The following is a 23,875-nucleotide window of genomic DNA, read 5'->3' on the forward strand; positions in this document are numbered from 1 at the left end:
ATAATCATAAAATTACTCTTTCCATTTAACCCATTTAGCACCTTCGCTCCAGCCCGATTCCACTACGGTTTCGATGAATTGCATACCGCGGACGCCGTCGTATACGCCGGGAAAATCGAGCATCTCGGCAGTGGGTGTCATGTTGTTCATCTTTGCCAGTACGGTCAGGGTAAAGTTGCGGTAGATATTGGCGAACGCTTCGATAAACCCTTCGGGATGGCCACCCGGGGTGCGGATGTTCCATTTGGCCCGTGTACCCAGGTAGGGGTGGTTGCCTCCAATATGAATCACCTCTTCGGGGCTGTTCCCCCTTCTCAGGAAAAGCCGGTTGGGGTCTTCCTGTACCCACTTTATTCCCCCCTTCTCACCGTAGACCCGTATGTTTATGTTGTTAGCCTCGCCTACGGCGATCTGACTGGCAGAAAGCAGGGCCTTCACCCCCTCCTCCATCCGCATCATGGCAACCCCGTCATCATCGATCGGTCGCCCGGGCACGAAAGTATTCAGTTCCGCACAGAGTTCAACTACCTTTAATCCGGTCACATATTCGCAGAGGTGCCAGGCGTGGGTTCCTATATCACCCATGCAACCGGCTTTCCCCGACAGTTTGGGATCGGTGCGCCATCCGGCATTGTTCCCCTCCTGCAGTTCGATCCGTTCGGCCAGCCAACCCTGTGGATACTCTACGTAGAGACGACGGAGTTTTCCCAGTTCTCCGGCTGCTATCCTCGCTTTCATCTCCTTCACCGCGGGATATCCGGTGTAAACGTGGGTCAGCGCCAGAACCAGTCCAGTCTCTTCCACCTTCCGCTGAAGCGCCTTGGCCTCCTCCAGCGAGAAGGTCATCGGTTTGTCCAACACCACGTGGAATCCCCTTTCCAGGGCCATCATCGCCGGTTCGAAATGGTACTTGTTGGGCGTGACGATGACCACGAAATCCATCCTCTCCTCTTCCGGCAGGCTTGCCTCTTTATCGAACATCTCCCGATAGTTGCTATAGATCCGGTGATCTGACAGGGAGTAAAAACGTCCCGATTCCTTCGACACTTCCGGATTGGAGCTGAAACAGCCACAAACCAGTTCCACACGGTTCTCCATCAAGGCAGCGCGCAAGTGTATGGCACCGATAAAACCGGTAATGCCGCCTCCAACCATACCCATCTTCAGTCGTCTCTTTTCCATTGCTGTTAGTTTACTGTTTTATTTGCCAAAAAAAGCGTCAAACGCATGACCCGACAGTTGGAAATCCAATCGCTTGGTAAATTCGCACGATTCGCGGGCACCATGCTCGCGATCCATGGCGCTATCTTCCCACTCTATCGATAGAGGTCCCTGATAATCGATCGCATTGAGGGCCCGGATAATCTCCTCGAAATTGATCTTGCCGCGGCCCAGACTGCGGAAGTTCCAGTACCGGCGAGGATCACCGAACGGGACGTGGCCCCCGAAGACGCCAACCTGTTTGGGCATGTCGCTCCAGTATACATCCTTCATGTGAACGTGAAAGATCCGGTCGTGAAACTGGTAGATGAAATCGACATAATCCACCCCCTGGTAACCCAGGTGGCTGGGGTCGTAGTTGAATCCGAAAGCAGGGTGGTATTCAATGGCTTCCAGTGCCTTTCGGGCAGAGAAGGTGTCGAATGCAATCTCGGTGGGGTGTACCTCCAGAGCGAAACGCACACCCATTTCTTTGAATTTTTCCAGGATGGGAGTAAAGCGGCGGGCAAAATCGCGGTATCCTTCATCGATGGTCGATTGGGATACCGGCGGAAATGAGTAGAGCAGGTGCCATATCGGGCTTCCGGTGAATCCTACCACGGTATCCACTCTCAACTCCTTTGCCGCCCGTGCGGTGAGAACCAGCTCCTTGGCGGCACGCTGGCGAACCCCTTCCGGATCACCGTCGCCCCAGATATAGTCGGGAAGGATCTCTTTGTGACGCTCGTCGATCTTGTCGCAGACGGCTTGTCCCACCAGATGGGTGGAGATGGTACGCAACTGCAGTCCGTGTTTCTCTAGAAGCTCTTTGATTCCTTTGTAGTAGAGGGGATCGGTTTGATGGACATCGAGATGGGTGGGCAATCCCAACTCAATACCGTCGTAACCGAATCCCTTAGCCTTAATGCAAACTTCTTCCAGTGATAGATCGCCCCATTGCAGGGAATAGAGAGTTACTAATCGTGGCATGTCTGTTCTGTTTTTATGGTTTAAGAGAAAAAATTGTTGGATAACTATTTAGTCGTTCCTTATAAATTCGAATTAAGCTGAAAAATATATTTTATCTTGGTGGAAAAACCATCGGAAAATAAAATATAAAAATTTTTCTTTCAACTTTTCCATCATTTTCTTCAAGTTCCAAGCCGTAGCTGCCAGGTATGCGTTGATTTGTATGCCTTTTTCAGCCCACAAGTAATTCTGTTCCATACGGAAATCCTTTTTAAGATGTCCGAAAATAGGTTCAATTGCCGCTCTGGCTCTGCATTTGTTCCGTTTCTGCCGTTTTTGACAAGGGGTGTCTTTGACTTTGGGCTTGCCCGGTGTAATAATGCTTACGTCTTTTATCTGCTTTCGTCCTTTCCCGCCACGGTCATAAATGAGTTCTTTGGGTAGTTTCAACTTATTCTCTTCCATCTGTTCGAGTAACGGTTCTATGGTGTCGCCGTCGTATGGGTTTCCCAAAAATGCTTTTACCGCCGTGATGATTTTCCGCCCTTTTCTGCCCGTGGTGATCATCCCCACTTTATTGCCGAACTCATACTGCTTGTGTGCCTTTCCCTTGGCAATACAGCGGGTAAAGGGTTTATGCAGACTGTAGATTTTATCCTTGTCGTTTTTCTGTTGATTCACTGCACGCTTGCAGAGTGAAAGCGTCTGTTCGTATCGTTTCTTTTGTTCCTCTGTCATTTTACGTTCAAGTTCCCGAAGTTGGATATTGGCGATCGTTTTCAAGCGACGTTTGGCTTTGTCTGCCCGTTTCTTACGTTTGGGATGCTTGCCGTTGTAAGTGTCTCGCAGCAGTTGTTTACTTTCACGGGTGTACCGCTGACGTTGCATGATGCCTTCACTCCCTGCAATGGCATTGCACTTGTCGATAACCTTTTTGCAAAGCTTGGCATCGGTAGGAAAGGTGGTGTTGTTTTCTTGAACAGTAGTGTCCGAAAGAACAAACCCGGTTTGTCCCGGCAGTTTTTTACCGTGAAGTTGTACGCTGTAAGCGAATATTTTTCCTATCCCTTCTTCTCCCACACGGTTACGGAAATGGACAAAATCGCTCGGATCAAAAGGAAACTCATGTTCGAAGAACTCGCATCCACAAAAGTACTGGAAATAAACATCCCGAACCCAATACTCGGGAATACGCTCATCGCCAAGATTGTACAGGTGCTTCAAAAGCAGGCAGCCGACCATCAAACGGATGGGAACGCTTGGCGCACCTCGTTGTGAATACAAAGGTGTAAATTCTTCCTCAAAATATGACCAATCGATCTTGTCTGCCAAAAGAACGAGTTCATGCCCCATATCGATGAAATCTTTCAGCATCGGGCGAAACAAATCGCGTTGTCCTTTTTCCGGTAATTTCCCTAACATGATTTGCAGAGTTTTAGTACCTAAAGATACAAAATATTGCAAAAAAACACAACTGTTTATGAGGTTATTTTACTGAATATCTGATAAATATACGCTTTTAAGGAGCGACTATTTAGATTTGTAGCCAGACCTGAATCCACGCAAAACTAATTCTTTTTTTCAAAAAAACAAGCAAAACATTAAGAAATCTAAATCATTAGCTCACTCTACTAGATTTTTTTGTACTTTTGCGCCTCGATTATGAACATTACAAAGGTATTAAGCCAAAACAATACGAACGATCCGCACCTGTTGGGTAGGGGCGACATTCGGAAACTTCTCGCACAATATTCGTTACCTGCAATTATCGGTATGGTCATCACCTCCCTCTACCATATCGTGGACAGTATCTTTATTGGGCATGGTATCGGTGCGGCTGCACTTTCCGGAATGGCTGTCACCTTCCCCATAATGAATATCCTTATCGCATTTTCCACTCTGGTGGGCGTGGGAGGCGCAACACTCACCTCCATCAGACTTGGCGAGAAGGATGAGGAGGATGCCCGGAGCATCCTCGGTCATGTGGCCGTTGTAAACAGTGTGAACGGTATAGTGCTCGGGGTAGTCAGTCTGATTTTCCTCGATCCGATCTTGAAAACTTTTGGAGCCAGCGAGACCTTGTTGCCCTATGCGAGAGATTTCTTGTCGGTATACATGATGGGGGTTCCCGTGGGGTATGTCTTCATCGGGCTGAACAATATCATGCGGGTGACCGGCTATCCGAGAAAGGCGATGCTCTCCTCTTTTCTGACGGTTGCTGTCAACGTCCTGTTGGCGCCACTCTTCATTTTTGTTCTTGGCTGGGGAATGAAAGGGGTAGCATTGGCTACCGTGCTCTCCCAGTTGACAGGACTGATCTGGGTGCTGATCCATTTTTTCGACAAGCGGAGTTTTATCCGTTTTGATGTGAAGCGGTTCAGATTGTCGTCGCGGACTGTACTCAACATGATGGCCATCGGTGTTTCGCCTTTTCTGATGAACCTCACCGCCAGTCTCGTCGTTTCAATCATCAATTTCGGCTTGATGAAACATGGCGGTGACCTTGCCGTCGGAGCATACGGAATCATCAACCGGATCAACTACCTGTTCGGCATGATCGTGATTGGATTGACGATGGGTATGCAGCCGATTGTGGGGTACAACTATGGTGCAAGACAGCTCGACCGATCGTTCAAGGCGCTTCGCTATACGATCGTGGCCGGTACAGTGATCATGATCTTTGGACTGCTATGTTCCCAAATCTTTCCCCACCTCATCATGGGGATGTTTACCAGCGACAGTGAACTGCTGGATATCGCCATCCGGGGACTTAGGATCACCACCATCTTTTTTCCGGTGATCGCGGTGCAGATGGTGATCAGCAACTTCTTCCAGTCGGTGGGAAAAGCCAAGATTGCCATATTCCTCTCGTTGACCCGCCAGTTGATCTTTCTGATTCCGCTCCTGCTTTTGCTTCCCGGTTATTTCGGGGTGGATGGTGTCTTTATGAGCATGCCTGCAGCCGATATGATCTCCTTCTTTGTTACGGTGCTGACCTTCGCCTACCAGTATAGGGGGATGCGGGCCAGAACGTAACTCTTATCAGTATGGCCGATATCAGCAACATGAAGACCAGCCCTACTGTCCAGTCTATCTGAAACAGCAACCATTCTAGTCTGCATGAGGTCCATTCAGGCAAATCGCCACCAAGGTTGAGCATGCCTGCCGAAACAATTGAGGTTCCGACATAGTCGTGATAGATATCGATCGTGGCGAGAATACCGAAGATCATAAGTGCAACCGAAATGAGCCATAACAGTAGGGAGAGGAGCAATAACTTTTTCATCTTCTTTGTGCAATGGCAGTTAAATGGCAAGAGCTGTCCAGGCAAAAGTAATGAATAATTCTTGTATCAGTGTGAAAATCATCTCTTTTTCACCGTTTTTTGCGGCTTTCATATTATGGTTTTTCCGCAGTAGTCTGTCTCAATCCGGCAATCCCGCGTGATTGTCATTCTGGTAGCAAATGGCCTAAGTTCAACTTAGAAGTGCAACATCCACGTGTTGTTTTTTGAAATGATTCTTCACAACAATCATGAAAAACACCGGGGGGGTTTGCCTAACGGCCGGGGGCGCGCAAGCCCCCGAAGAGAGTCGGACAGCAACATAAAAGAAAAAGGAGACCGAAGTCTCCCTAAAATTAACTATTATGTTGCTTATGAAAAAATACAAACAGTTAACTTCAGAACAAAGGTACGCGATTTATTTAGGTTTAGAAAACGGTGACACCCAGCGGACGATCGCGAGCTTGATAGGTGTCAGTCCTTCAGCGGTGTCCAGGGAGTTGCAGCGCAACAAGGACAAGCGCGGGGGCTACTCGTGGCGACTGGCCCACGAGATGGCGATGGAGAGAAGGGAACGCCTGCCCGGCAACCGGTCCACCCCGGAATGGATCAAACAAAAGGTGAACCGGCTCGTGCGCAAGGACTGGTCGCCCGGGCAAATCAGCGGACACCTGAGAAAGAAGGAGAATATCCGGGTCTCCCACGAGACCATCTACAAGTGGATCCGACCGTTACCCGGCACGGACTGCCGGCAGGCAAACTGGCCTGTACTGCCAAACATTTTGCCGGCTACAGCGCACCTGTGGCCGGAATCAACCTGGCCCCCTCCTCCATCGGAGAGCGGGAGATGCGAGACACCCACCTGCCACGGTTCCGGATGGCGGTCAGGGATGCAGGCATCTACGCGGTGATGCCCTCCTACAACGAGGTGGACGGGGTGCCGGCTCATGCAAACCGGTGGCTGCTGCACCAGATACTGAGGGAGGAGTGGCAGTTTGAAGGAGTTGTCTTTTCCGACTATGCCGGCATCATGATGCTGGACCATTTTCACCATACCGCCTCTTCTGCAAAGGAGGCCGCCCTCCAGGCACTGCAGGCGGGGGTGGATGTGGAGGCTCCCTTCCCCTGGGGTTACGCCCAGTTGAAGGAGTTGCTGGATGAGGGAAGGGTGACCGAAGCCATGATTGACAGGGCGGTGAGCCGCATCCTGCGGATCAAGTTCATGATGGGGCTGTTTGAGAAGCCCTATATCGATCCGGCCAGGGTGAGGGAGGCGGTCAGGACTCCAGAACATTTGAAGTTGGCCAGAGAGGTGGCGGAGGAGTCGATCGTCCTGCTGAAGAATGAGGGCGGATTGTTGCCGCTAGATCCGAAGAGACTGAAATCGATTGCGGTGATCGGCCCCAATGCCCACCAGGTGCAGTTTGGCGACTACAGCCCCACCCGGAGCAACCAGCATGGGGTAACGGTGCTCCAGGGCATCCGGGAAGTTGCTGGGAAAGAGCTGCAGATCCGCTATGCAAAGGGGTGTGATATCACCGGAAACGACAGAAGCGGATTTGACGAGGCGATCCTGGCAGCCAGTCAGAGCGATTTGGTAATCCTGGTGATGGTACACGGCAGACCCTATGCCATTGCTTGGGAGAAGGCACATCTGCCGGCCATCCTGGAGACGTGGTACCCTGGTGAAGAGGGGGGTAGGGCGGTGGCCAACATCCTCTTCGGAATAACCAACCCCTCCGGCCGGCTCTCCATGTCGATCCCCCAGTCGGTAGGCCACGTGCCGGTCTACTACAGCCATAAACCGTCCGGGCGGGGCTATTACCGTGATCCGGGAAGCCCGGAAAAACCGGGCCACGATTATGTCTTTGCCTCCACCGAGCCGCTCTTCAGCTTCGGATATGGCCTCTCCTACACCACCTTCCGTTATGACGACCTGCAGGTGGAGCGGGACCGCTACCGGGGCTTCCCGGCTCCTCCTCACCAGAGGGGGAGGGGAGGCTGAAGCTCCTCGATATACCGATCTCATGGATGAAATGGGTGTCGTGCGAGATCACCAATAGCGTTCCCCGGTAGTCCCTGATGGTCCGGGTGAGGATAGACAGGCTCCGAAGGTCGAGGTTGTTGGTCGGCTCATCCAGGATGAAGAGGTCCGGAATCTGGTTGGAGATCATCAGGCAGCAGAGGCAGAGGCGCATTCTTTCTCCTCCACTCAATGCTAGGCAACTCTTGTTCCAACTCTCCTCCGGAAAGAGGGCGCGGTTGAGCCGCAACCTGACCTCATGGTCGGCCAGGTGGTTCAGGTTGTACTCCTCGGCCAGCTCCAGCACTGTCAGCGGCCTGTTGGCCAAGGCATACTCCTGGTCGAGATAGATATGGGAAAAATCTGACCGTATCACGCGGCCCAGGGTGGGCGGTAGCTCTCCCAGCAGGAGACGGAGCAGTGTGGTCTTGCCACTGCCGTTATCGCCAAGGAGGTGTATCCTCTCTCCGCTGCGTATCTCAATATCAACTGGTGATGTCCAAATGAGCCGTTCCTTCTTGTAGCCGAAATTCAACTCCTCTGCCCTGATCAGTACTTTCCCGTCGTGCAGTATCGTGTTGCCAAAGTCAACCTTCAACCCTCCAGTCCGAAGTTGTTTCTCTTTCAGTCTTGCCAGACGTTGATGCCTATTTTCAATGATCCCCGAGTGTTTCTCGCTCAATCTGGCGGAACTCTTTTCCGACAGGTTGCGGCGGGCATTCAAGACGATGCGGGCAACCCCTCCCTTCTGTTTACTCCGCTCACCGTGCGATCTCCGCTTCTCCTGCCGTTCGCGGATCTCCTCTGCTCGCCTCCTCGCAATACGCAGAGCTCTCTGTTCAGCATCGATTTGTTGCTCCAGGGCATGGATCTCAACCTCTTTCTGCGCCTGGTAAAAGTCGTAATTTCCTCCGTAGAGGGCAATCCCCTTACGGGTTAACTCGTAGGTGAAATCCAGCAGGTTGAGCAGTGTGATGTCGTGGCTGACCACAACGACAGTTGCCCTTGTGCCGGAGATATATTCATACACCCTTTTCCTTGCCATCAGGTCGAGATGGTTGGTGGGTTCATCCAGCAAGACAATGTCGGGCTGATGGAGAGTCAATCCGGCCAGCAGCACCTTTGTCTTCTCTCCGCCGCTTAGCCGCTCCATCGGCAACTCGAGGGGAATATCCTGCAAGTGCCAGTGATCCAATGCGGTACGGCAGTTGTCTTCCACCTCCCACTCATCGTCCAGGATGTCGTAATGGAGCTGATCTACAGATCCTGCATAGATCGCATGCAAAGCATCTATCTTGTCGGCTACGCCAAGAGCATCCGCAACGGTCTGTTCAGAAATATCTATCTGTTGGGGAACATAATATGGTGGTGAAACAGTACGGATGTTGCCCGACGAAGGTTCCAATTGTCTAGCCAGCAGTTTCAGGAGTGTGGATTTTCCGACGCCGTTGTTGCCCACAAGCGATACCTTTCCGCCAGTGGGGATGGAAAAACTGATCGATTCAAACAGGTTGGGCTGATCGAGATAGTGATAGGTGAGGTCACTTACAATAATACTCATATAGATACAATTAATAGTGGGGTTCCCTGCAGGAACCGGATTAAACCGAAACTGGAATTCTTGTTGTGCGTCGGTTTAATAAAACCAACCGACTATCAATTGTCTCTTTTCATCGGAGTATTTTTATAATTCGGGTGCAAATATATGAATAATAGTGAAATAAGTCAATGGGTGTTTGACGTTATATCTCATGTTTGATAAATGTTCCGTTGTCAAGCTCCTCAAAAGCCAGTTCCAGCTCCTCGTTGGTGTTCATCACGATGGGACCGCCCCATGCCACCGGTTCCCTCAGCGGTTTAGCTGCCAGCAGCACAAACCGGGCGCCCTCCTCTCCGGCAAGGACCTCAATGGCGTCATACTGGTTGCTATCCTTATTGTCTGACGTGAACAGTACCGCGCACGACCTGTTTTCGAATTGAGAGAGGTTGCTGTCAACAGCGAGCGTTCCTTCCAGCAAGTAGATGAAGAGTGTCTCGTCGTTGGGTGTTTCGTTGTAGGTCCACCGGCTGTCGGGCTTCAGGTCGATGTCGAGGTATTTGACCTTCACATATTTCCCTTCGAAGACTCCCCTTTTCCCTTTGTAGCTGCCGGCAAGAATCCGCACTGTGGCATTCTCCTCCTCTACCAGGGCAACCTTATCCTGCGTGATATCGCCATAGGCCGGCTGGGTCATCTTATCCTTTGCCGGCAGATTTACCCATAACTGACAGCCAAGCATCCGTTCCGACTCTTTAGGCATCTCCTGGTGGATAATTCCTGAGCCGGCCGTCATCCATTGGCACTCCAGGTCGTGGATGGTACCCCGGTTCCCCAAGCTGTCCCCATGTTCAACCCTCCCCTTGATCAGGTAGGTGATGGTCTCAATGCCGCGATGCGGGTGCCAGGGAAATCCCCTGATATAGTCGCGGGGGTCGGTGGAGTCAAATCCGTCGAGCATCAGAAAGGGGTCGAATTCGGCAATGTTGCGTTGTCCCAGAACACGGCGCAGCCGTACACCTGCTCCATCAATGGCATGTTCACCCCTGATCACCTTTGTTGCTTTTCTTTTATCCATAACGGTAAATTTTAGATTTCCAAATCTCACTATGCTGGTATTATCCTCAAAGATTTTATTCAGGTTAAGCAATATAAGCTTTACGCTCAAAGCATCCTCCGGTTTAGAGTATTCGCAAATATAGCAAATAAAATTAAAAACCACGGTTATTGACAGGAATGAACCGTGGTTTCTGGATGTTGTGACTCTGTCGTTTACTTCTTCTTCGGAATCTCAGCCTTGATCATCACGGGGAAGTGGTCAGACGGAAACCGGAAGTAGGGTAGATCGTTCAGTACACCATATTTCTTCACCTTCACATTATGGGTTACCCAGATATAATCGATGCGGTTTTTAACCGGAGAGTCAAGCCGGTAGGAGTTGAAGGTGCCCACAGTTCCATATGGGGGCTCTTCGGTGACCTCGTAGGAATCCAGCAGCAATCCCGACTCATGGATCAGCCGGATGGGCTCTGCATCGGGAACCGCATTGAAGTCGCCCGTGACAAATACTGTGGCATCGCCTGCGATCTCCTTGATCTTCCTGATCAGTAAAAGAGAGGAGTTCTTTCTTGCCTCCTTGCCTTGATGATCGAAGTGGGAGTTGAAGACGAAGAAACTGGTACCTGTTCTCCTCTCCTTGAACTTGGCCCAAGAGCAGATCCGGTTGCAGCAGACGGCATCCCATCCCTTGCCCGGAACTTCCGGCGTTTCTGAATACCAGAAGTTACCCGATTCCAACACCTCGAAACGGTCTTTCCGGTAAAGAATGGCGGAGTGTTCACCGGCATCCTGTCCGTCATCTCGACCCACACCCACATAGGCGTAGTTGCCCAGTTCGAGAATGTCGTCGAGCATATGTTTGAACCCTTCCTGGGTCCCCACAATGTCGAAATCGTAGAATCGAATCAGCTCCTTCACCATCTCTTTCCGGTGGCTCCAGGAGTTTTCCCCGTCGCTGGGGGTGTCCATCCTGAGGTTGTAGGAGGCGATGATCAGCTCCTTGCCGGATGGCTTTCCGGCAAAGATCGGCGACAAGGTCAGACACAACCCGAGTGCAAATAGCATCACTTTTTTCATGTTACTAAGTTTTGATATTGTTAAGTTTTAAGAGATCCTGCCGGAAAGCCTTTCCGGTCTTCCGGCAGGGGATTGGGTTTACCATCCCGGATTCTGGCCCAGGTTGGGGTTCTTCAGCAGGTCGGCTTCGGGGATCGGGTAGAGGTATTTCTTGTCGAGCCACTCCCTTTCACCCGGGTTCCAGATAATCTCTCCCGATGTTCCGTTGGAGAGAACCCTGCGTCCTACACCGGTAGAGGTGACATCCACAAAGACGTTAGCCTGCGAGGCAGGTCTCTGTCCCATGTAGAAGCAGACATCCATGATGCCGTCACCGTTCAGGTCATGATCGCCGAGGCTGGGGACATACATCCCGTTCATGGGAGCGGTGGCAAACAGTTCTCCCAGTTTCCAGCGGATCAGATCGTCGGGGCGGAGACCTTCCATGATCATTTCAATCGCTCTTTCACGAAGCACCTCCAGCAGTACCGGGTTGGTGAACTTGCCCTGGTAGAAGTCTACCATGTAGGGATCGGCTTCGGTGGGAAGTTGCGACAATGTCGGACCGGTGATGCCGGCACGTGAACGGATGGCACCAATGGTAGCTGTCCAGTCGGCAGCAGTCATGGTACCCAGTTCTGCCAGTGCCTCCGCCTTGTTCAGTAGCACCTCGGCATACCTGAAGATCAGGTGGGCGTTTTCGTTGCGGCTTTCATCGTCGTAAGGGAACCGCTCGTCATAACAACCCTTGATGATCTGGTAGCCCGTGTAGGCCTGTTCGAGGTTGGGCGGTGCGACGACCGGTACTCCATTCTCGGTCCGGTGGTAATCGCCCATCCTGATGGTTTGTCCCAATCTGGGATCCCTCTCATTCACCTCTTCGATAAAGGGTGTGGTCTGGTAACCAGCCTTGCTGGTGAAGGGGGTACCATCCTCCATCAGGTAGGTGTTGATGAAGCGGCGGGTCAGCGAGGGACGGTTGCCGTAGGTGGGACTGATGGTCCTGCGGTTTCGCGAGCTGAAAACCTGGAGGTTGGCATCGAGTGTCACGGCAAGAATCACCTCATCAGGATTGGGGACTTTCTGGATAAAGAGCTCCCGGTAGGCGTTGGGACCCTGTACCAGGGAGTAGCCCTGGATCTCGTTGGCGCTCTTTACCACCTCCTCGAACCAGCGGTTGGCGCTTCCCTGTTGATTGTACTGGGTATGGTATTTTCTGAAGGAGGCTTCGTAGAGACATACTCTCGTCTTGAAAGCCCTTGCCACATCCTTGGTAATTTTAGTGCGGGAGGGTTCCGACTTGTCGGATATCATGGCAATCGCCTTGTTCAGGTCCTCAAGTACATGCTCCATCACTTCGAAACGGTTGTCCCGACCGGCATAAAGTTTCTCATCGTCGTTCACGTCGATCGGCCTGTCGATCCAGGGCACATCGCCGAATCGCTTCACCATGTTGAAATAGAAATAGGCCCTGAAGAAGTAGGCGATGCCCAGATAGTTCTCTTTCTCCGGAACCGTACTCTTTTCGCAGTTCTCGATGAAGTAGTTCACATTCCTCAGGTTTGTCCAGCTCCACCCCGAACTGGTAATGGGGCTCAGGGCGTTGGGGACAATGCGGGTATCCACCCCGTTGCGGGCCACGATGTCGGAGTTGTCATCGATCATGAAGACGCCGTCATAGGGGGTGGGGAGCATATCGTAAAGCGAGTTCGTGTAGAGTTCCAATCCTCTTGCCGACTCGAATATGGCTATTTTTGAAGCGGTTGCCTGGGGATACTCATCCAGATCGCAACTGTTCAGGATCAATATTGCGAGAAGAATGGGCGTGAAATATGTCAGTAACTTTTTCATAGCTTTAAAAATTAATGGATAAACCAAGAGAAATGGCTTTCAAAGTCGGATAGTTAAACCCGTCACCATCGGTACGGACGTCATCGCTGTTCAGTCCGGTAAGCTGCGTACCGGCATTCCAGATATTCTCTACATCGATATCCCTTGTGATCTTGTAGAAAGGAGACCAGCACCACAGATTCTCTCCACTGAGATATACCTTCACATTGTTGGCCGCGAATTTCGAGGTGATCGATTCGGGCAAAGTATAACCCACATTCAATGTTCTCAGACGTATAAATGCCACGTTCTGCAGATAACGGTCGTTGGGCAGGGCCAGCTGGCCGTTTGCATTCTGTGCGGTATAACCGGAGAGCAACGGCAGGTATGCGTCGAAGTTCTGGAGTTCGGGTCTGAACTGCTTATTCTCCTGCCACCTCGGGTAGTCGTTGTAGGGGCGGTTATACTGTCCCCAGAAAGGCGACTCCCTGGAGGGGTACCACTGCTGCTTCCCAACACCGTTGAAGAAAGCGTTGAAGAAGAATCTGTTCCAGTCGGCTCCCAGATTGATGCCGAAACGGTAGCGGGGTGAGTTGTTTCCGATGATCGTCTTGTCTCCCGAGTTCCCCACGCGGTTGAGGCCATGGTAGATGACATCGTCCCCGTCGAGGTTCTTGAATTTCAGGTCACCCACATGGTTTCTCCGGGTATTGTGAGCCAGGATGTTCGATTGAGAGGGTGAATTGGCGATCTCCTCCTCCGATTTGAAAAGTCCCTCTACCCGGTATCCCCAAATCTCTCCGATCACCTGGCCAACATAGTAGTCCGTCAGGTTCATGTCGGGGTTGTAGTAGTCGGTGATAACGGTCTTGGAGTCTGCCAGGGTCAACCTCACGTTGTAGTGGAAAGGTTTGCCCTTCAGGTTGAACCGGTCCATCCAGGTAAGGGAGACTTCCCATCCCTTGGTCTCCAGCGAACCGTAGTTTCCTTTCGGAACACTGGTGCCGAATACGGCCGGTACCGACGGACCCACCGTGTACATGTCGTCGGTCCACCGTTGGTAGATGTCGCCGGTAAAGGAGAGGCGGTTGTTCAGTGCGGTGATGTCAATACCGATGTTGCCGGTGGTTGATGTCTCCCAGGTAAGCATGTTGGGAATAACCGACGGCTGGGAGGTCAGCTGGGGCCGTGAATCGCCGATGATCCGTCCAGACTGTCTGATGCTGAAGTTCTCCATGAAGGTGTAGGGGTTGATCGAACCGTTGCCGAGCGACCCGTAGGAAACCCTCAGTTTCAGGTTGGAGATGGCGTCCCTGTCCACCTTCCAGAACGGCTCTTCCGAAAGCCTCCAGGCTGCGGAGATGGAGGGGAAGAAGTTCCATTGCTGGCCCGACGGAAATTTCGACGATCCGTCATAGCGGCCATTCACCTCCAGCAGGTAGCGCTCGAGGAAGTTGTAGTTCAGACGGGCAAATCCACCGGCAATCCGCCACTTGTTGTACCCTCCGCCGGTAACGATGTTGCTTCCCAACGCCAAGTTGATATCCTTTGCATCCTCATATACCACACCGTTGCGCGTCGTCTCCAGGTTGTTGTATACCGACTGCTCGTAGTTGAACCCTCCCAGCAGTTCGAAGTTGTGGATCTCGTTGACCGATTTCACGTAGTTCGCATAGAGGTTGGTGGCGATATACTCGGTGGTGGAGCGCCGCTCCTGGAGGTCATTGGTGTTGGTTCCGGTATAGGCGACCTGCCCCTGGTAACGGCTGTAGGGTACCGGAACCCTGATCCTCTGGTGTCCATACTCGGTATTCTGGAAAGTGAAATCACCCTTGATAGTCAATGCCTTGTCGAGCAGTACCGAGGTGAAGGCGGTCTTGTTCTTGAAGACCTTCTGTCTCAGGTCGGCACCGTTTTTCCCCAGGTAACGGTCACCCAACGTATAGGCGGCCGAGAAGGACAATGTTCCGTCGGGGTTGAGCAGCGGTGCCAGCGGGTGGCCTTCATCGGCGATGTTACGCCAGATGTTGGAGCCTTCACCCACGTTGATGGGCTGGTGGTACTGCATGGTAGAGTACTCGAGGTTGTTGTCGATGTTCAACCAGGGCAATACCTGGATACTTCCCCTGCCTCGCAGGTTATACATGGAGTAGGTGTCGGTGTTGTACTTGTACAACCCTTCATGACCGTTGTAACGGCCGCTCAGGTAGAAGGTGGCCAGGTCGTTGCCTCCAGACATGGAGATGTTGTGGTCCTGGGCAAAGAAGTCATTCTTGTAAAGCTCCTTATACCAGTCGGTACTGTAGTAGTATTCATAGGCCCCGGTCACCGGATTGACCTCCACCCTAGGCAGACTGGGATTTTCCCATCTTCTCTTGATCTCCTCCAGATAGGCGGGAGAGAAGGTCATGGTCTTGTTGATGGCCGTAGGGGTACGTCCGTCGTCGTTCCATCTCGACCAGGCATCGTTGAACGCTTGTGCCCAGGGGTAGGAGTCGACAATATTGTCGGGTACTGCTGTTGGCCGTTTGGAGGAGAAGGTGCCGGTATAGTTGAGAGAGGTCTTCCCCTTGGCGGCCTGTTTCGTGGTGATGAGCACTACCCCGAAGGCGGCCCTGGCACCGTAGATCGAAGCCGATGCGGCATCTTTCAGTACCGACACGCTTTCAATATCGTTGGGGTTCAACATACGTGGATCGCCCTCCACGCCATCCACCAGTATCAGGGCGCTGCCACCTTGCCCGATGGAGGTAACACCTCGGATGTTGTAGGTGGGAGAGTTGGTAGGTTTTCCGTCGGTTAACTGGATATTCAGGTTGGGGATCACACCCACCAGTCCCTGAGACATGTTGGTGATGGGGCGGTTTTCAAACACATCGCTGGATACCTGATCTACCGCACCGGTCAGGTTGACCTTCCGTTGGGTACCATAACCAACTACCACAACCTCTTCCAGCACCTCCACGTCGTAGTGGAGAACCACGTTCAGCGATGTAGTTCCGGCCACGCTTACCTCCTGGGGTTTCATCCCCACATAGGTGAATACCAGCACGGCGTTTTCTGGCAGATTGGCAATGGTAAACATACCGTCCACATCGGTAACCGTACCGTGCGTTGGGTTATTCTTCACCACCACCGTGGCTCCGATGACGGCAGTTCCCTGTTCGTCAACTACCTTCCCCCTTACCGTTTTCCCTTGTTGCAATGCTTTGCCAGTTTCAAAAATCTCGCGGACATTCTCGTCTCGAACATCGGTCTCTGGCATGTAGTTACTTTGCGTTTCAATTTCATGGATAAACTGCCTTTCATCATTCACATTCCTGTTTGGCTCAATAACGGCGTCCTTGACATTTGAGTCAGCTGCCGTCGCATGAAAAATGATAGCAAACAATAGCAAAAGACTTATCTTCATGAGCTTGATCAAATTTTTGATAGCACTTCTGTTCAAAAAGTGTTCGTTTGCACTGTTTTTTTTCATACAATTTGCATTGTTTAGAGTGAATATTTGAAATAGGTTGGCTTTTTCTCACTTTGATGAAAAGCCAGGAATTTACTTGAATTTTGTAGCGACAGATGTGAGGTATTAGTCGCTTTTCACATTACAAATATCTTTCTCATAGGCATTTCTTTTAGAGGGTTATCAGATCACAGCCCTTTTTAAGGGTTTCATCACACTGACGAATTTTGATCGTCAATCTATATTTTTATAATTATGGAATATACATATGTAAGGTTTGAACCCTTTACCGATCCATTTACAGCTATTTTTTTATTAACGTGAGTTCGGGATAACATATTATCCCCAAATGGTTAATTGACTTGACTTTTCCACTTCAAATTTGATTGAAGGCTTTTTGGGAAAGAAACAATATGCCACCAATGCAGCAATTATGTTCATGATGAAATTATGTGTGGAACGATGCCTTGAATGTTCTATCTGGCAGATATTCTTCAGTTCATCATTGATGGACTGTTTATTTCACCCCAAAAGTATACCGGTATTTCAATCCAAAAGTATACCATTTTAAATTAATCTCCAAGTCTGTTTCCCTGTTGTTGGCGGTACCGCCAACAACAGGGAAACAGGCGTTCTTATTCTGACTGTTATTTTCATTTTTCATTCATCATTTTTTTAGTTTCCTTTAATCTGTACGATTCACCATTCATATTTACAAGATGTGCTTTGTGGGTTAGCCTGTCTACAAGAGCAGCTGTAAGTACAGGGTCTCCAAAGATCTCTTCCCACCGGTCAAAGCCAAGGTTTGTTGTTATGATGGTTGATTTTCTTCCTGCTCTTAAAGAGAGGTGATTAAACAGCAACTCTGCTCCCTGCTTATCGAAAGATACATATCCAAACTCATCACATATTACCAGATCATACTTTTCAAATTGATTTTCAACCTGTTTTAAAGTCTTTTGGGACTGCGATTCACGTAATTGAGTCAGTAGTCTGTGTACGGTTGTAAACAATACTTTGTATCCCTGCATACAGGCTTTAAGTCCAATCCCTATCGCTATGTGTGTTTTGCCTGTACCCGGGTTACCGGATAGTATCACATTTTGTGATGATGCTATAAAATCCAGTCTTTCAAGCAGAGGCAGTTTTTCCTTTGCACCCTGTGGCAATTGATCTCGCTCAAGGTTAGTCAGATACATTTTGGAACCGAAAATCCCGTGCTTTTGTAACCATATTTACAGCTCTCTTCCCGATGTTCTTTCCTTACCCTTGAAGGTGTATGGTATCTCCAGGAGGTCGAAGACTAGTCGCTGAGCCGCGGTGGGTGTGGAGTACACATTCTTGTATTTTCCCTCGAAGTGAACCCTTGCATAAGTTTCCACCTTGCGCAACATATCTTGTTCAGACCAGTGTTTGCGTTTCTTCTTGTCAATCTGGCCCACCATTTTTCGTAACCTTGCAAGGATGATCAGAGAGATGAAGGTCACGAAAATTTTACCCTTGATCGTCTGCTCGCTATGGTTCTTCAGGCGTCTCAAGTCCAGGAGATTCTTCTCATCATCGAAGTACAATTCCACACCGTTTCTCTCCCGGTATTGTTCCAGTGCCTGAACCGCCGTTTTGGCTGAGGTAGAGATCAGTACCCAGTAACAACTGTCACTGTTGATGAACTCCTGTATCGCCTCATCGTTATAATTCACCGACCGGCCCCGAACGGGGGTCTCCTTGACGATGAAGTAACGCTCATACATCGTCCGGTGTGATTCTACAAGCTTGTCTGCTTCCAGCTCATCTTTCAAAGCCCTTAGCTTTTGCATGAAAGAGGCTATGATCTTGTCTTTTCTCGCGGGGTCAAAATACAGGTGATACCAGGTTCTGCCATGAGCAGGGGTAGTCTTGTAGATGGTCTTCCCGTACATGATACTCCCATTTTGCTCGATCAGGTTCCCCGGGCGCACAAGTGTGTCGCGATGTTCCGCGATCAATTTCTTTTGCCATGCGACATTGGACGGCACCGGGATGGTGAACTTGTAGCCCTCGCGTGACAACAGCTCAAGGTTGTAGTCACTATAAAAACCGCGATCACCCACGAAGGTAAACCTTGGGACTTCCATCTTCTTCATCATCGACAACACCTGATTCAGGATCACCTTGTCGGACATGCTCCCGGGGAGCACCTGGTACCACATAGGCAGCCCGCTCCCACACGAGGTCAGCAGTGCCAGGTTGATTTGCTCGAGGTTTTCCCTATCCCTGTTGTACCCGTACTCCGCGTAGGGGTTTCGTTTGCCGTAGGTACTCACGCTGGTCAAATCGAATAGCTGGCTCCCTTTTTCCGCGTGTTCCCCCGCCCAGAGTTGAAAGAACGTGTTCACCTTGTCTTGCTTCAATCTCTCGAGCAACTCGGATACCCTTTGTGAACTCAACCCCATATTCCCCAAACCGCGCTGCTCCAACCAGTCTTCCGCGTTGCTCAATGCCTTCCCCCGACATATCTGGTAGTAAGACAACGCGATGATCTTGCGGGCATCATTTTCCCCGAAGCTCTCGGTCAAAACGCGTGAAACACCAGTATCCCGGGTCACCTTGTCAAGTATCATCGTCTCTCCAACGAATGTGGTGTTGGATACCTCGTTGGGCTTCTTTGCCTCTGCGGCTAGTTGATGCATCTTTTCCCGGTTCCTATAGTAAGTGTTGTAAATAACCTCACCATCTGCCCCCTTCTTGCCAATACAGGTGCGCTTGTGCGTTGAGTAACCCTTTTCCCTGTCCCAGTATGACTCATCCTCGTAGAGATATACCGTTCCATTCTTCGCCTTGATCTCGATGACCCTTTTTCCCATGACAATGAATCTTCAATATGGTTACAAATGTAACCATATTGTTTGAGAAAAACAAGGGTTTTCCAAAATATTTTCACTATTTATCAGTAAATTACGTGTGATTGACAATAATCTGGTTAGAAAAAAGCGGGAATTTCAGTGGACAACCTATCATTCTTGAATTCTTGTTTAAAAGAATCACCGCAAACTGGCTCACTACATTGCATGGTAAGGTGATAGATATAATAGATAGATACGAACTCCAGGAGTTGACATATTGTACTATCAATGGATTAAACAGTGGTTCTGAATATCATTCACATAATGGGAACCTACTGTGTAGCGTTGTTCATCGCAAGACTTATGGTGACTCGTTATGCCGTTATTCATACAAACATGCCTCGAGGTTATACTTGATGCAATATGAGTCTTTCTTTAGTGTTGACAGCTTTCATGAGTTGTTCGAATCTGCAATCTCTCCACAGAGAGAACTCAACATTGGCAACTTGGAGAAAGAGGTAAAGATGATGTTTAAAAAAACAGGAACAATGAGCAAAGTTGGAATATTCTACGAAAAAGGGGGTATCAAAGTCAATATCAGTATTCCATCCGAGTCAGCAGCCAGCAGATACCATTTAATACATTCATCTGACTATTGGTGGATATATGCAGATGGGAAACTGGAAAATATCAGTCCAATCTCAATTGAAGATGAATCTTTTGCTTGTGATTTCTTTCTGAAGATTATTTCGAAGTACGCATTGGGTAGAACGTTTATTGGCTAGATGATGCTTCGCCATGGGTGTATTGGCTCTAACCGTGAACAGAGTCAATGAGCTCGCCGATCTGATTCCAGGGGAAGATAGTCCGGTTCTCAACCTGCTGTGGAGAGAACCGGGTCGACCTGCCGCTTACTTGATCCGATAGGTCAGTGAGAAATTGAGCATAGGCCATAATTTCAGGACTTGTTCCGATACCGGCAGCTCCATTTCGTCGATGAGTCCGTTCAGCCAATCGTTACCGGCATCGTTCATGTTGGGGCTTGAGAGTTGGAATTTACCCTGGCTTACAACCCCCAGTTCGAATTTGAATCCTACTCTTTTGTGGGGAATAGTTCTTCCCAGTCCGATGCCGACATAGGGCTTGATCTTACTTCCCATGCCCAGTTCCCCATAAAATGAGCCGTCACTGTTGGGCGAAATCACAATATCTTCATATCGTAAATCGGGAGTTGTTCCCAGTTGTGAAGATAACTGCTGGTAGTCTCTGATCAATCCGTTTGTGGTTGCCTTGTTTTGTCCGAAATATAAACCAGCTGTCAACGCGAAGATACCGTTTTCAACAGGATAATAATCGAGCATCACTTTGAAATTTGGGAGCGTCAATTCCATCTCGCTCAACTCGGCAGATGCAGTAGCGTTGTAACCGCTATACTCCACATCAACCTCAAATTCTGCCACATTCTGTTGAGTGAAGTTAAAATAATCGTAGCCTGCCCTTAACTTTAAATTGGGTAAAAGCGATGTGGCCCCCTGAATTCCGACGCCATATAACCCGGCATTCACACCAATACTCCAGCTATCAAATGTGCCTTGTTGTGCTTTACCGTACAGTGAAATAAAAAGAAAAATCAAAATGGATATAAAATACTTTTTCATACGAGCATGTGATTTTTAAAATGTAACAGTTAAGAGCTACAACAAATCCAAGGCCATCTTGTTTACAAAATTATTCTTTTTTTTACTGTTTTTATTGTTGTACTTTCTCAGCCATGCCTTTCACCTCTTCCTGCCCTTTGGTAAATTCTTTATGCATGCGATGGTTGTTCTTTTGGATTTCAGATCACATGATTCTGGTTTAGCTATTTGTTGACTTACACTCTCTCTCCTTTCCCCATTGCAGGTAATGCTGACTGATATTGGTGCTTCTCCTGGTTACAGTTTTATATGCGTTTAGGTGTACATCTTTATGGATATGAGAAAAATTTCCTATTTGGCACCGTTGCACCATCTATAACTGCTGACGGGATGATTGAAGTTGTTGGAGGGAGTGAATAAAAAAACTCCCTCCAGGTTTTCCTGAAGGGAGTCTTCATGTGCGGTCGAAGGGACTCGAACCTATCTTTCATACTAAATTATATCACATTGGATTAACCTCCACTTTAGGCTATAATAATATCGAATAATCCCGAATTGGCACCTCAATATATCAAATAACTCGTTTTTTTCTGTCTTTTCATATGAGCTGAATCAATCACATTAAATTATGTAATTGTTGGGTCATTAGACTCCCATAAAGGTAATAAAAAAACTATTCTGTTCACCAATAATAGGCTCCAAAAGATAAAAATAAAACAATAAGATTATTCAATTGGTCATGTAATCATTCGATTCTTTTTGTTGGGTATAAAATGGGTAAAGTACACATATTTACTATAAAGTAGCTACTAAAAAGTGTACAGGTAGAATGGATAAATTTTATCTTCTACCAAAATCCCAATCAGATTGTATAAGAATTTTCATTATATCCCAAGTGCTTCAAAATCTACTTCTTCGATAATAAGAAAATTAGACCATTTATCTATCTCTGGATATCCATTAGTTGCGTTTTTATATGCTTCTTTCGAGCCTGTCGGAATGCCTAAATATTTATAGTTTGGAAAAATTGATGATATATTCCAATTAAATAACGTTGGAGGAATAGGATTTTTAGAATATATTCTACCAATTCCATTACAGCCAAGGAAAACCCCACCATCTATTATAGTAATTTTACTTGGAATTACTAAATCTCCATTGAATCCAGTACAATTTTCAAATGTAAATGCTGATAGTGTGGTTAAGTTCTCAGGTAGAATTAATTTACCTGTAAGTCCAGAACAATTTTCAAATGCACCTGAATCAATAAATAATATACTTTTGGGTAATATCAATGGACCAGTGAAACCTCGGCATTGCGAAAATGCACCCGATCCAATTTTTACTAAACCTTCATTTAATTTCAATTCGCTTAGTTTATCACAATATTTGAAAGCATAATGTTCTATAGATTCAACTGAAGCTGGAATTTCTAAAACACCTTCAATACTAGAATACATAAAAGCAGCTGAGCCTATGTTTTTTACCCTTGGAGGAATATTACATTTAACTATACTAGATTCATTAAATAGATATTCTGGAATAGAAGTTAATACTAATGGCAATTTTACTTCTTGTATGATTTTATTTTTTTCAAATAATTTAGAAGGTAATGTCGTATTAGTTATCATCGAAATATCCAGATTACTTAAAGATGTCATTTCTTTAATTGTCAGAAAATCATACTCATTTAACGTTCCCGTGATTTTCAGGGTCTTAATTTTTAACTGTTGAGCAGCACTAAAGAATGATGACAAAGTTCCAGGAGTTACAACATTCGCAGTAGTTATATCACCTATTTGTTCAAAAGCGATAGTTTGTAAAACTACTCCAGCATTGTTTTTTATGGAAACAGTTGCGTATCTTACAAATCCAACATTTTCAGTAAGATTAAAGGTTAAGGTTTCTGTTCTCATAGCTGAGCGTGTAGAAGCAACAGATAACCACGATTGTGCATCTTCAGGTATTTCAACAATATAATCAATGTTAGTATTAACCGTAACGGTTTGAGAGGAAGCTTCTTTAGGTAAAGAATATGCGTTTGATGCTATTTCAATCACCCCAGTGACAAAATTCAGGCTACTCATGATGGTTTTTGTTTCTCCATCATACACCCATACCAAGATTTCATCTTCAACTAATGGATCTGGAGCAGTTACAGTGATTGTGCCTGATTCATTATCTGCTGGAGTTACCTTTGCACTCCATCCATTTTGCCCCATCGCCTTCACTATTGTTTTCGCAGTAGCTCCTATAATTGAGTAATTCAAGGTTTTAGTTGCTCCTGCAGTGATTGAAATATCTGCCGATTCCTCAAAAGTGATAGACAGTTGTTTTTCTTTTGGCAAAGTAATGGTTGTTCCATCAATGAAATTCAGATAAACATTGTTGTCATCTTGTGTAACACTTTGAAAGAAATCATCACCATCTTCACCTTTTGCCTTACCTAAATTTTTCCAAGTTACTCCATTGTCTGTTGATAGCATCCAATATTCATTTTCAATTTTCAACTGTGGAGTAATACCATTCTTTCCATCTGTTCCCTGAGCTTTAATTTTATTTCCGTAAGTATCTGTTAACCAAAATCCATTTAAAGTCCAATAATAAAATCCATCTGTGAATAACTTTACTCCAATTACCGGAGAGATTCCGTCCTTACCATTATAAATTGTCACAGCTCCACTTTTTACAAATGTTAGTGTATATCCAATGATTGCATCACCTTCTTTTATTTCAGAAATATTGGTAACATAATCATTGTTCTGTAAAGCTGTAACAGCTGATTGCAAAGCAGAGATGTTGGTATTCATCTGTGCAGTCAATTTTTCAAGTGCAGCTACTCTGTTTTCAATGTTGTCAATTTGATTTTCCAATTCACTCGTATCTGTACAGGAAAAAAACATAATAACTAATAGAATTAATACATAAGCTGGAGTAAAGATTCTTTTCATTTCCTTAAAGTTAAATAGATGATAATTAGATAATACGGTTGGTAAATTGTG

General features: G+C 47.8%; 15 protein-coding genes and 3 pseudogenes. 4 read left to right on the plus strand and 14 right to left on the minus strand.

What is annotated here, in order from left to right; all coding sequences use genetic code 11:
* Nucleotides 1-12: 12 nt before the first annotated feature.
* The 3 genes from ING2E5A_RS03205 to ING2E5A_RS03215 form a co-directional block, all read right to left on the minus strand.
* Nucleotides 13-1,182, minus strand: a complete 1,170-nt coding sequence (locus tag ING2E5A_RS03205) for a Gfo/Idh/MocA family protein (RefSeq protein ID WP_071136165.1) — start codon at nt 1,180-1,182, stop codon at nt 13-15.
* 18 nt (nt 1,183-1,200) lie between these two features.
* Nucleotides 1,201-2,190 (minus strand): sugar phosphate isomerase/epimerase family protein, encoded by a 990-nt coding sequence (locus ING2E5A_RS03210; RefSeq protein ID WP_071136166.1) that lies wholly within the window; start codon nt 2,188-2,190, stop codon nt 1,201-1,203.
* A 72-nt stretch (nt 2,191-2,262) separates the two neighbouring features.
* Nucleotides 2,263-3,591 (minus strand): IS5 family transposase, encoded by a 1,329-nt coding sequence (locus ING2E5A_RS03215; RefSeq protein ID WP_154670015.1) that lies wholly within the window; start codon nt 3,589-3,591, stop codon nt 2,263-2,265.
* Nucleotides 3,592-3,831: 240 nt separating this feature from the next.
* Here ING2E5A_RS03215 and ING2E5A_RS03220 point away from each other — a divergent pair, with 240 nt between their 5' ends.
* The gene (locus ING2E5A_RS03220; protein ID WP_071136167.1) at nt 3,832-5,205 is read left to right on the plus strand and encodes an MATE family efflux transporter; all 1,374 of its coding nucleotides are present in this window, start codon (nt 3,832-3,834) and stop codon (nt 5,203-5,205) included.
* Here the strand turns inward: ING2E5A_RS03220 and ING2E5A_RS15220 are convergent.
* Nucleotides 5,153-5,455 (minus strand): hypothetical protein, encoded by a 303-nt coding sequence (locus tag ING2E5A_RS15220; protein WP_143102499.1) that lies wholly within the window; start codon nt 5,453-5,455, stop codon nt 5,153-5,155. The genes ING2E5A_RS03220 and ING2E5A_RS15220 overlap by 53 nt on opposite strands.
* Nucleotides 5,456-5,826: 371 nt before the next feature.
* Between ING2E5A_RS15220 and ING2E5A_RS15665 the strand changes: the two are divergent.
* Both ING2E5A_RS15665 and ING2E5A_RS14960 read left to right on the plus strand, forming a co-directional pair.
* Nucleotides 5,827-6,180, plus strand: a pseudogene (locus ING2E5A_RS15665) (transposase); the annotation flags it as partial.
* Between the two features lie 74 nt (nt 6,181-6,254).
* On the plus strand, nt 6,255-7,457 hold the full coding sequence (locus tag ING2E5A_RS14960) for a glycoside hydrolase family 3 C-terminal domain-containing protein (RefSeq protein ID WP_231960429.1): 1,203 nt from the start codon (nt 6,255-6,257) through the stop codon (nt 7,455-7,457).
* Here the strand turns inward: ING2E5A_RS14960 and ING2E5A_RS03225 are convergent.
* From ING2E5A_RS03225 to ING2E5A_RS03255, 8 genes and pseudogenes are all read right to left on the minus strand, one after another.
* Nucleotides 7,342-9,036 (minus strand): ABC-F family ATP-binding cassette domain-containing protein, encoded by a 1,695-nt coding sequence (locus ING2E5A_RS03225; protein ID WP_071136168.1) that lies wholly within the window; start codon nt 9,034-9,036, stop codon nt 7,342-7,344. The two genes, ING2E5A_RS14960 and ING2E5A_RS03225, sit on opposite strands and share 116 nt — an antisense overlap.
* Nucleotides 9,037-9,217: 181 nt before the next feature.
* The gene (locus ING2E5A_RS03230) at nt 9,218-10,090 is read right to left on the minus strand and encodes a pirin family protein (RefSeq protein ID WP_071138168.1); all 873 of its coding nucleotides are present in this window, start codon (nt 10,088-10,090) and stop codon (nt 9,218-9,220) included.
* 194 nt (nt 10,091-10,284) lie between these two features.
* Complete coding sequence (locus tag ING2E5A_RS03235; RefSeq protein ID WP_071136169.1) at nt 10,285-11,148, minus strand: endonuclease/exonuclease/phosphatase family protein; 864 nt, start codon at nt 11,146-11,148, stop codon at nt 10,285-10,287.
* A gap of 78 nt (nt 11,149-11,226) precedes the next feature.
* Nucleotides 11,227-12,978, minus strand: coding sequence for a RagB/SusD family nutrient uptake outer membrane protein (locus tag ING2E5A_RS03240; RefSeq protein WP_071136170.1), 1,752 nt, complete (start codon nt 12,976-12,978; stop codon nt 11,227-11,229).
* Between the two features lie 4 nt (nt 12,979-12,982).
* On the minus strand, nt 12,983-16,369 hold the full coding sequence (locus tag ING2E5A_RS03245) for a SusC/RagA family TonB-linked outer membrane protein (RefSeq protein ID WP_231960430.1): 3,387 nt from the start codon (nt 16,367-16,369) through the stop codon (nt 12,983-12,985).
* Nucleotides 16,370-16,753: 384 nt separating this feature from the next.
* Nucleotides 16,754-16,930 (minus strand): annotated as a pseudogene (locus tag ING2E5A_RS14965) (IS982 family transposase); the annotation flags it as partial.
* Between the two features lie 137 nt (nt 16,931-17,067).
* Nucleotides 17,068-17,625, minus strand: a pseudogene (gene istB, locus ING2E5A_RS03250) (IS21-like element helper ATPase IstB); the annotation flags it as partial.
* Between the two features lie 24 nt (nt 17,626-17,649).
* On the minus strand, nt 17,650-19,257 hold the full coding sequence (locus tag ING2E5A_RS03255) for an IS1634 family transposase (RefSeq protein WP_071136172.1): 1,608 nt from the start codon (nt 19,255-19,257) through the stop codon (nt 17,650-17,652).
* A 485-nt stretch (nt 19,258-19,742) separates the two neighbouring features.
* On the opposite strand from ING2E5A_RS03255, the gene ING2E5A_RS15225 reads away from it, so the two are divergent.
* On the plus strand, nt 19,743-20,021 hold the full coding sequence (locus ING2E5A_RS15225; protein WP_154670018.1) for a hypothetical protein: 279 nt from the start codon (nt 19,743-19,745) through the stop codon (nt 20,019-20,021).
* A gap of 126 nt (nt 20,022-20,147) precedes the next feature.
* Here ING2E5A_RS15225 and ING2E5A_RS03265 read toward each other — a convergent pair whose 3' ends face one another.
* A complete protein-coding gene (locus ING2E5A_RS03265) occupies nt 20,148-20,894 on the minus strand; it encodes a hypothetical protein (protein WP_071136174.1) in 747 nt (248 codons plus the stop codon).
* A gap of 863 nt (nt 20,895-21,757) precedes the next feature.
* The gene (locus ING2E5A_RS03270) at nt 21,758-23,824 is read right to left on the minus strand and encodes a PL29 family lyase N-terminal domain-containing protein (RefSeq protein ID WP_083373165.1); all 2,067 of its coding nucleotides are present in this window, start codon (nt 23,822-23,824) and stop codon (nt 21,758-21,760) included.
* Nucleotides 23,825-23,875: the final 51 nt, after the last annotated feature.

Origin of the sequence: Petrimonas mucosa (assembly GCF_900095795.1) — a bacterium.
Lineage (GTDB): Bacteria > Bacteroidota > Bacteroidia > Bacteroidales > Dysgonomonadaceae > Petrimonas > Petrimonas mucosa.

Excerpts from the sequence above, each read along its gene's own strand:
- ING2E5A_RS03205 (WP_071136165.1), bottom strand. The coding sequence starts at position 1,182 with ATGGAAAAGAGACGACTGAAGATGGGTATGGTTGGAGGCGGCATTACC.
- ING2E5A_RS03210 (WP_071136166.1), bottom strand. The coding sequence starts at position 2,190 with ATGCCACGATTAGTAACTCTCTATTCCCTGCAATGGGGCGATCTATCA.
- ING2E5A_RS03215 (WP_154670015.1), bottom strand. The coding sequence starts at position 3,591 with ATGTTAGGGAAATTACCGGAAAAAGGACAACGCGATTTGTTTCGCCCG.
- ING2E5A_RS03220 (WP_071136167.1), top strand. The coding sequence starts at position 3,832 with ATGAACATTACAAAGGTATTAAGCCAAAACAATACGAACGATCCGCAC.
- ING2E5A_RS15220 (WP_143102499.1), bottom strand. The coding sequence starts at position 5,455 with ATGAAAAAGTTATTGCTCCTCTCCCTACTGTTATGGCTCATTTCGGTT.
- ING2E5A_RS03225 (WP_071136168.1), bottom strand. The coding sequence starts at position 9,036 with ATGAGTATTATTGTAAGTGACCTCACCTATCACTATCTCGATCAGCCC.
- ING2E5A_RS03230 (WP_071138168.1), bottom strand. The coding sequence starts at position 10,090 with ATGGATAAAAGAAAAGCAACAAAGGTGATCAGGGGTGAACATGCCATT.
- ING2E5A_RS03235 (WP_071136169.1), bottom strand. The coding sequence starts at position 11,148 with ATGAAAAAAGTGATGCTATTTGCACTCGGGTTGTGTCTGACCTTGTCG.
- ING2E5A_RS03240 (WP_071136170.1), bottom strand. The coding sequence starts at position 12,978 with ATGAAAAAGTTACTGACATATTTCACGCCCATTCTTCTCGCAATATTG.
- ING2E5A_RS03245 (WP_231960430.1), bottom strand. The coding sequence starts at position 16,369 with ATGAAGATAAGTCTTTTGCTATTGTTTGCTATCATTTTTCATGCGACG.
- ING2E5A_RS03255 (WP_071136172.1), bottom strand. The coding sequence starts at position 19,257 with ATGGGAAAAAGGGTCATCGAGATCAAGGCGAAGAATGGAACGGTATAT.
- ING2E5A_RS03265 (WP_071136174.1), bottom strand. The coding sequence starts at position 20,894 with ATGAAAAAGTATTTTATATCCATTTTGATTTTTCTTTTTATTTCACTG.
- ING2E5A_RS03270 (WP_083373165.1), bottom strand. The coding sequence starts at position 23,824 with ATGAAAAGAATCTTTACTCCAGCTTATGTATTAATTCTATTAGTTATT.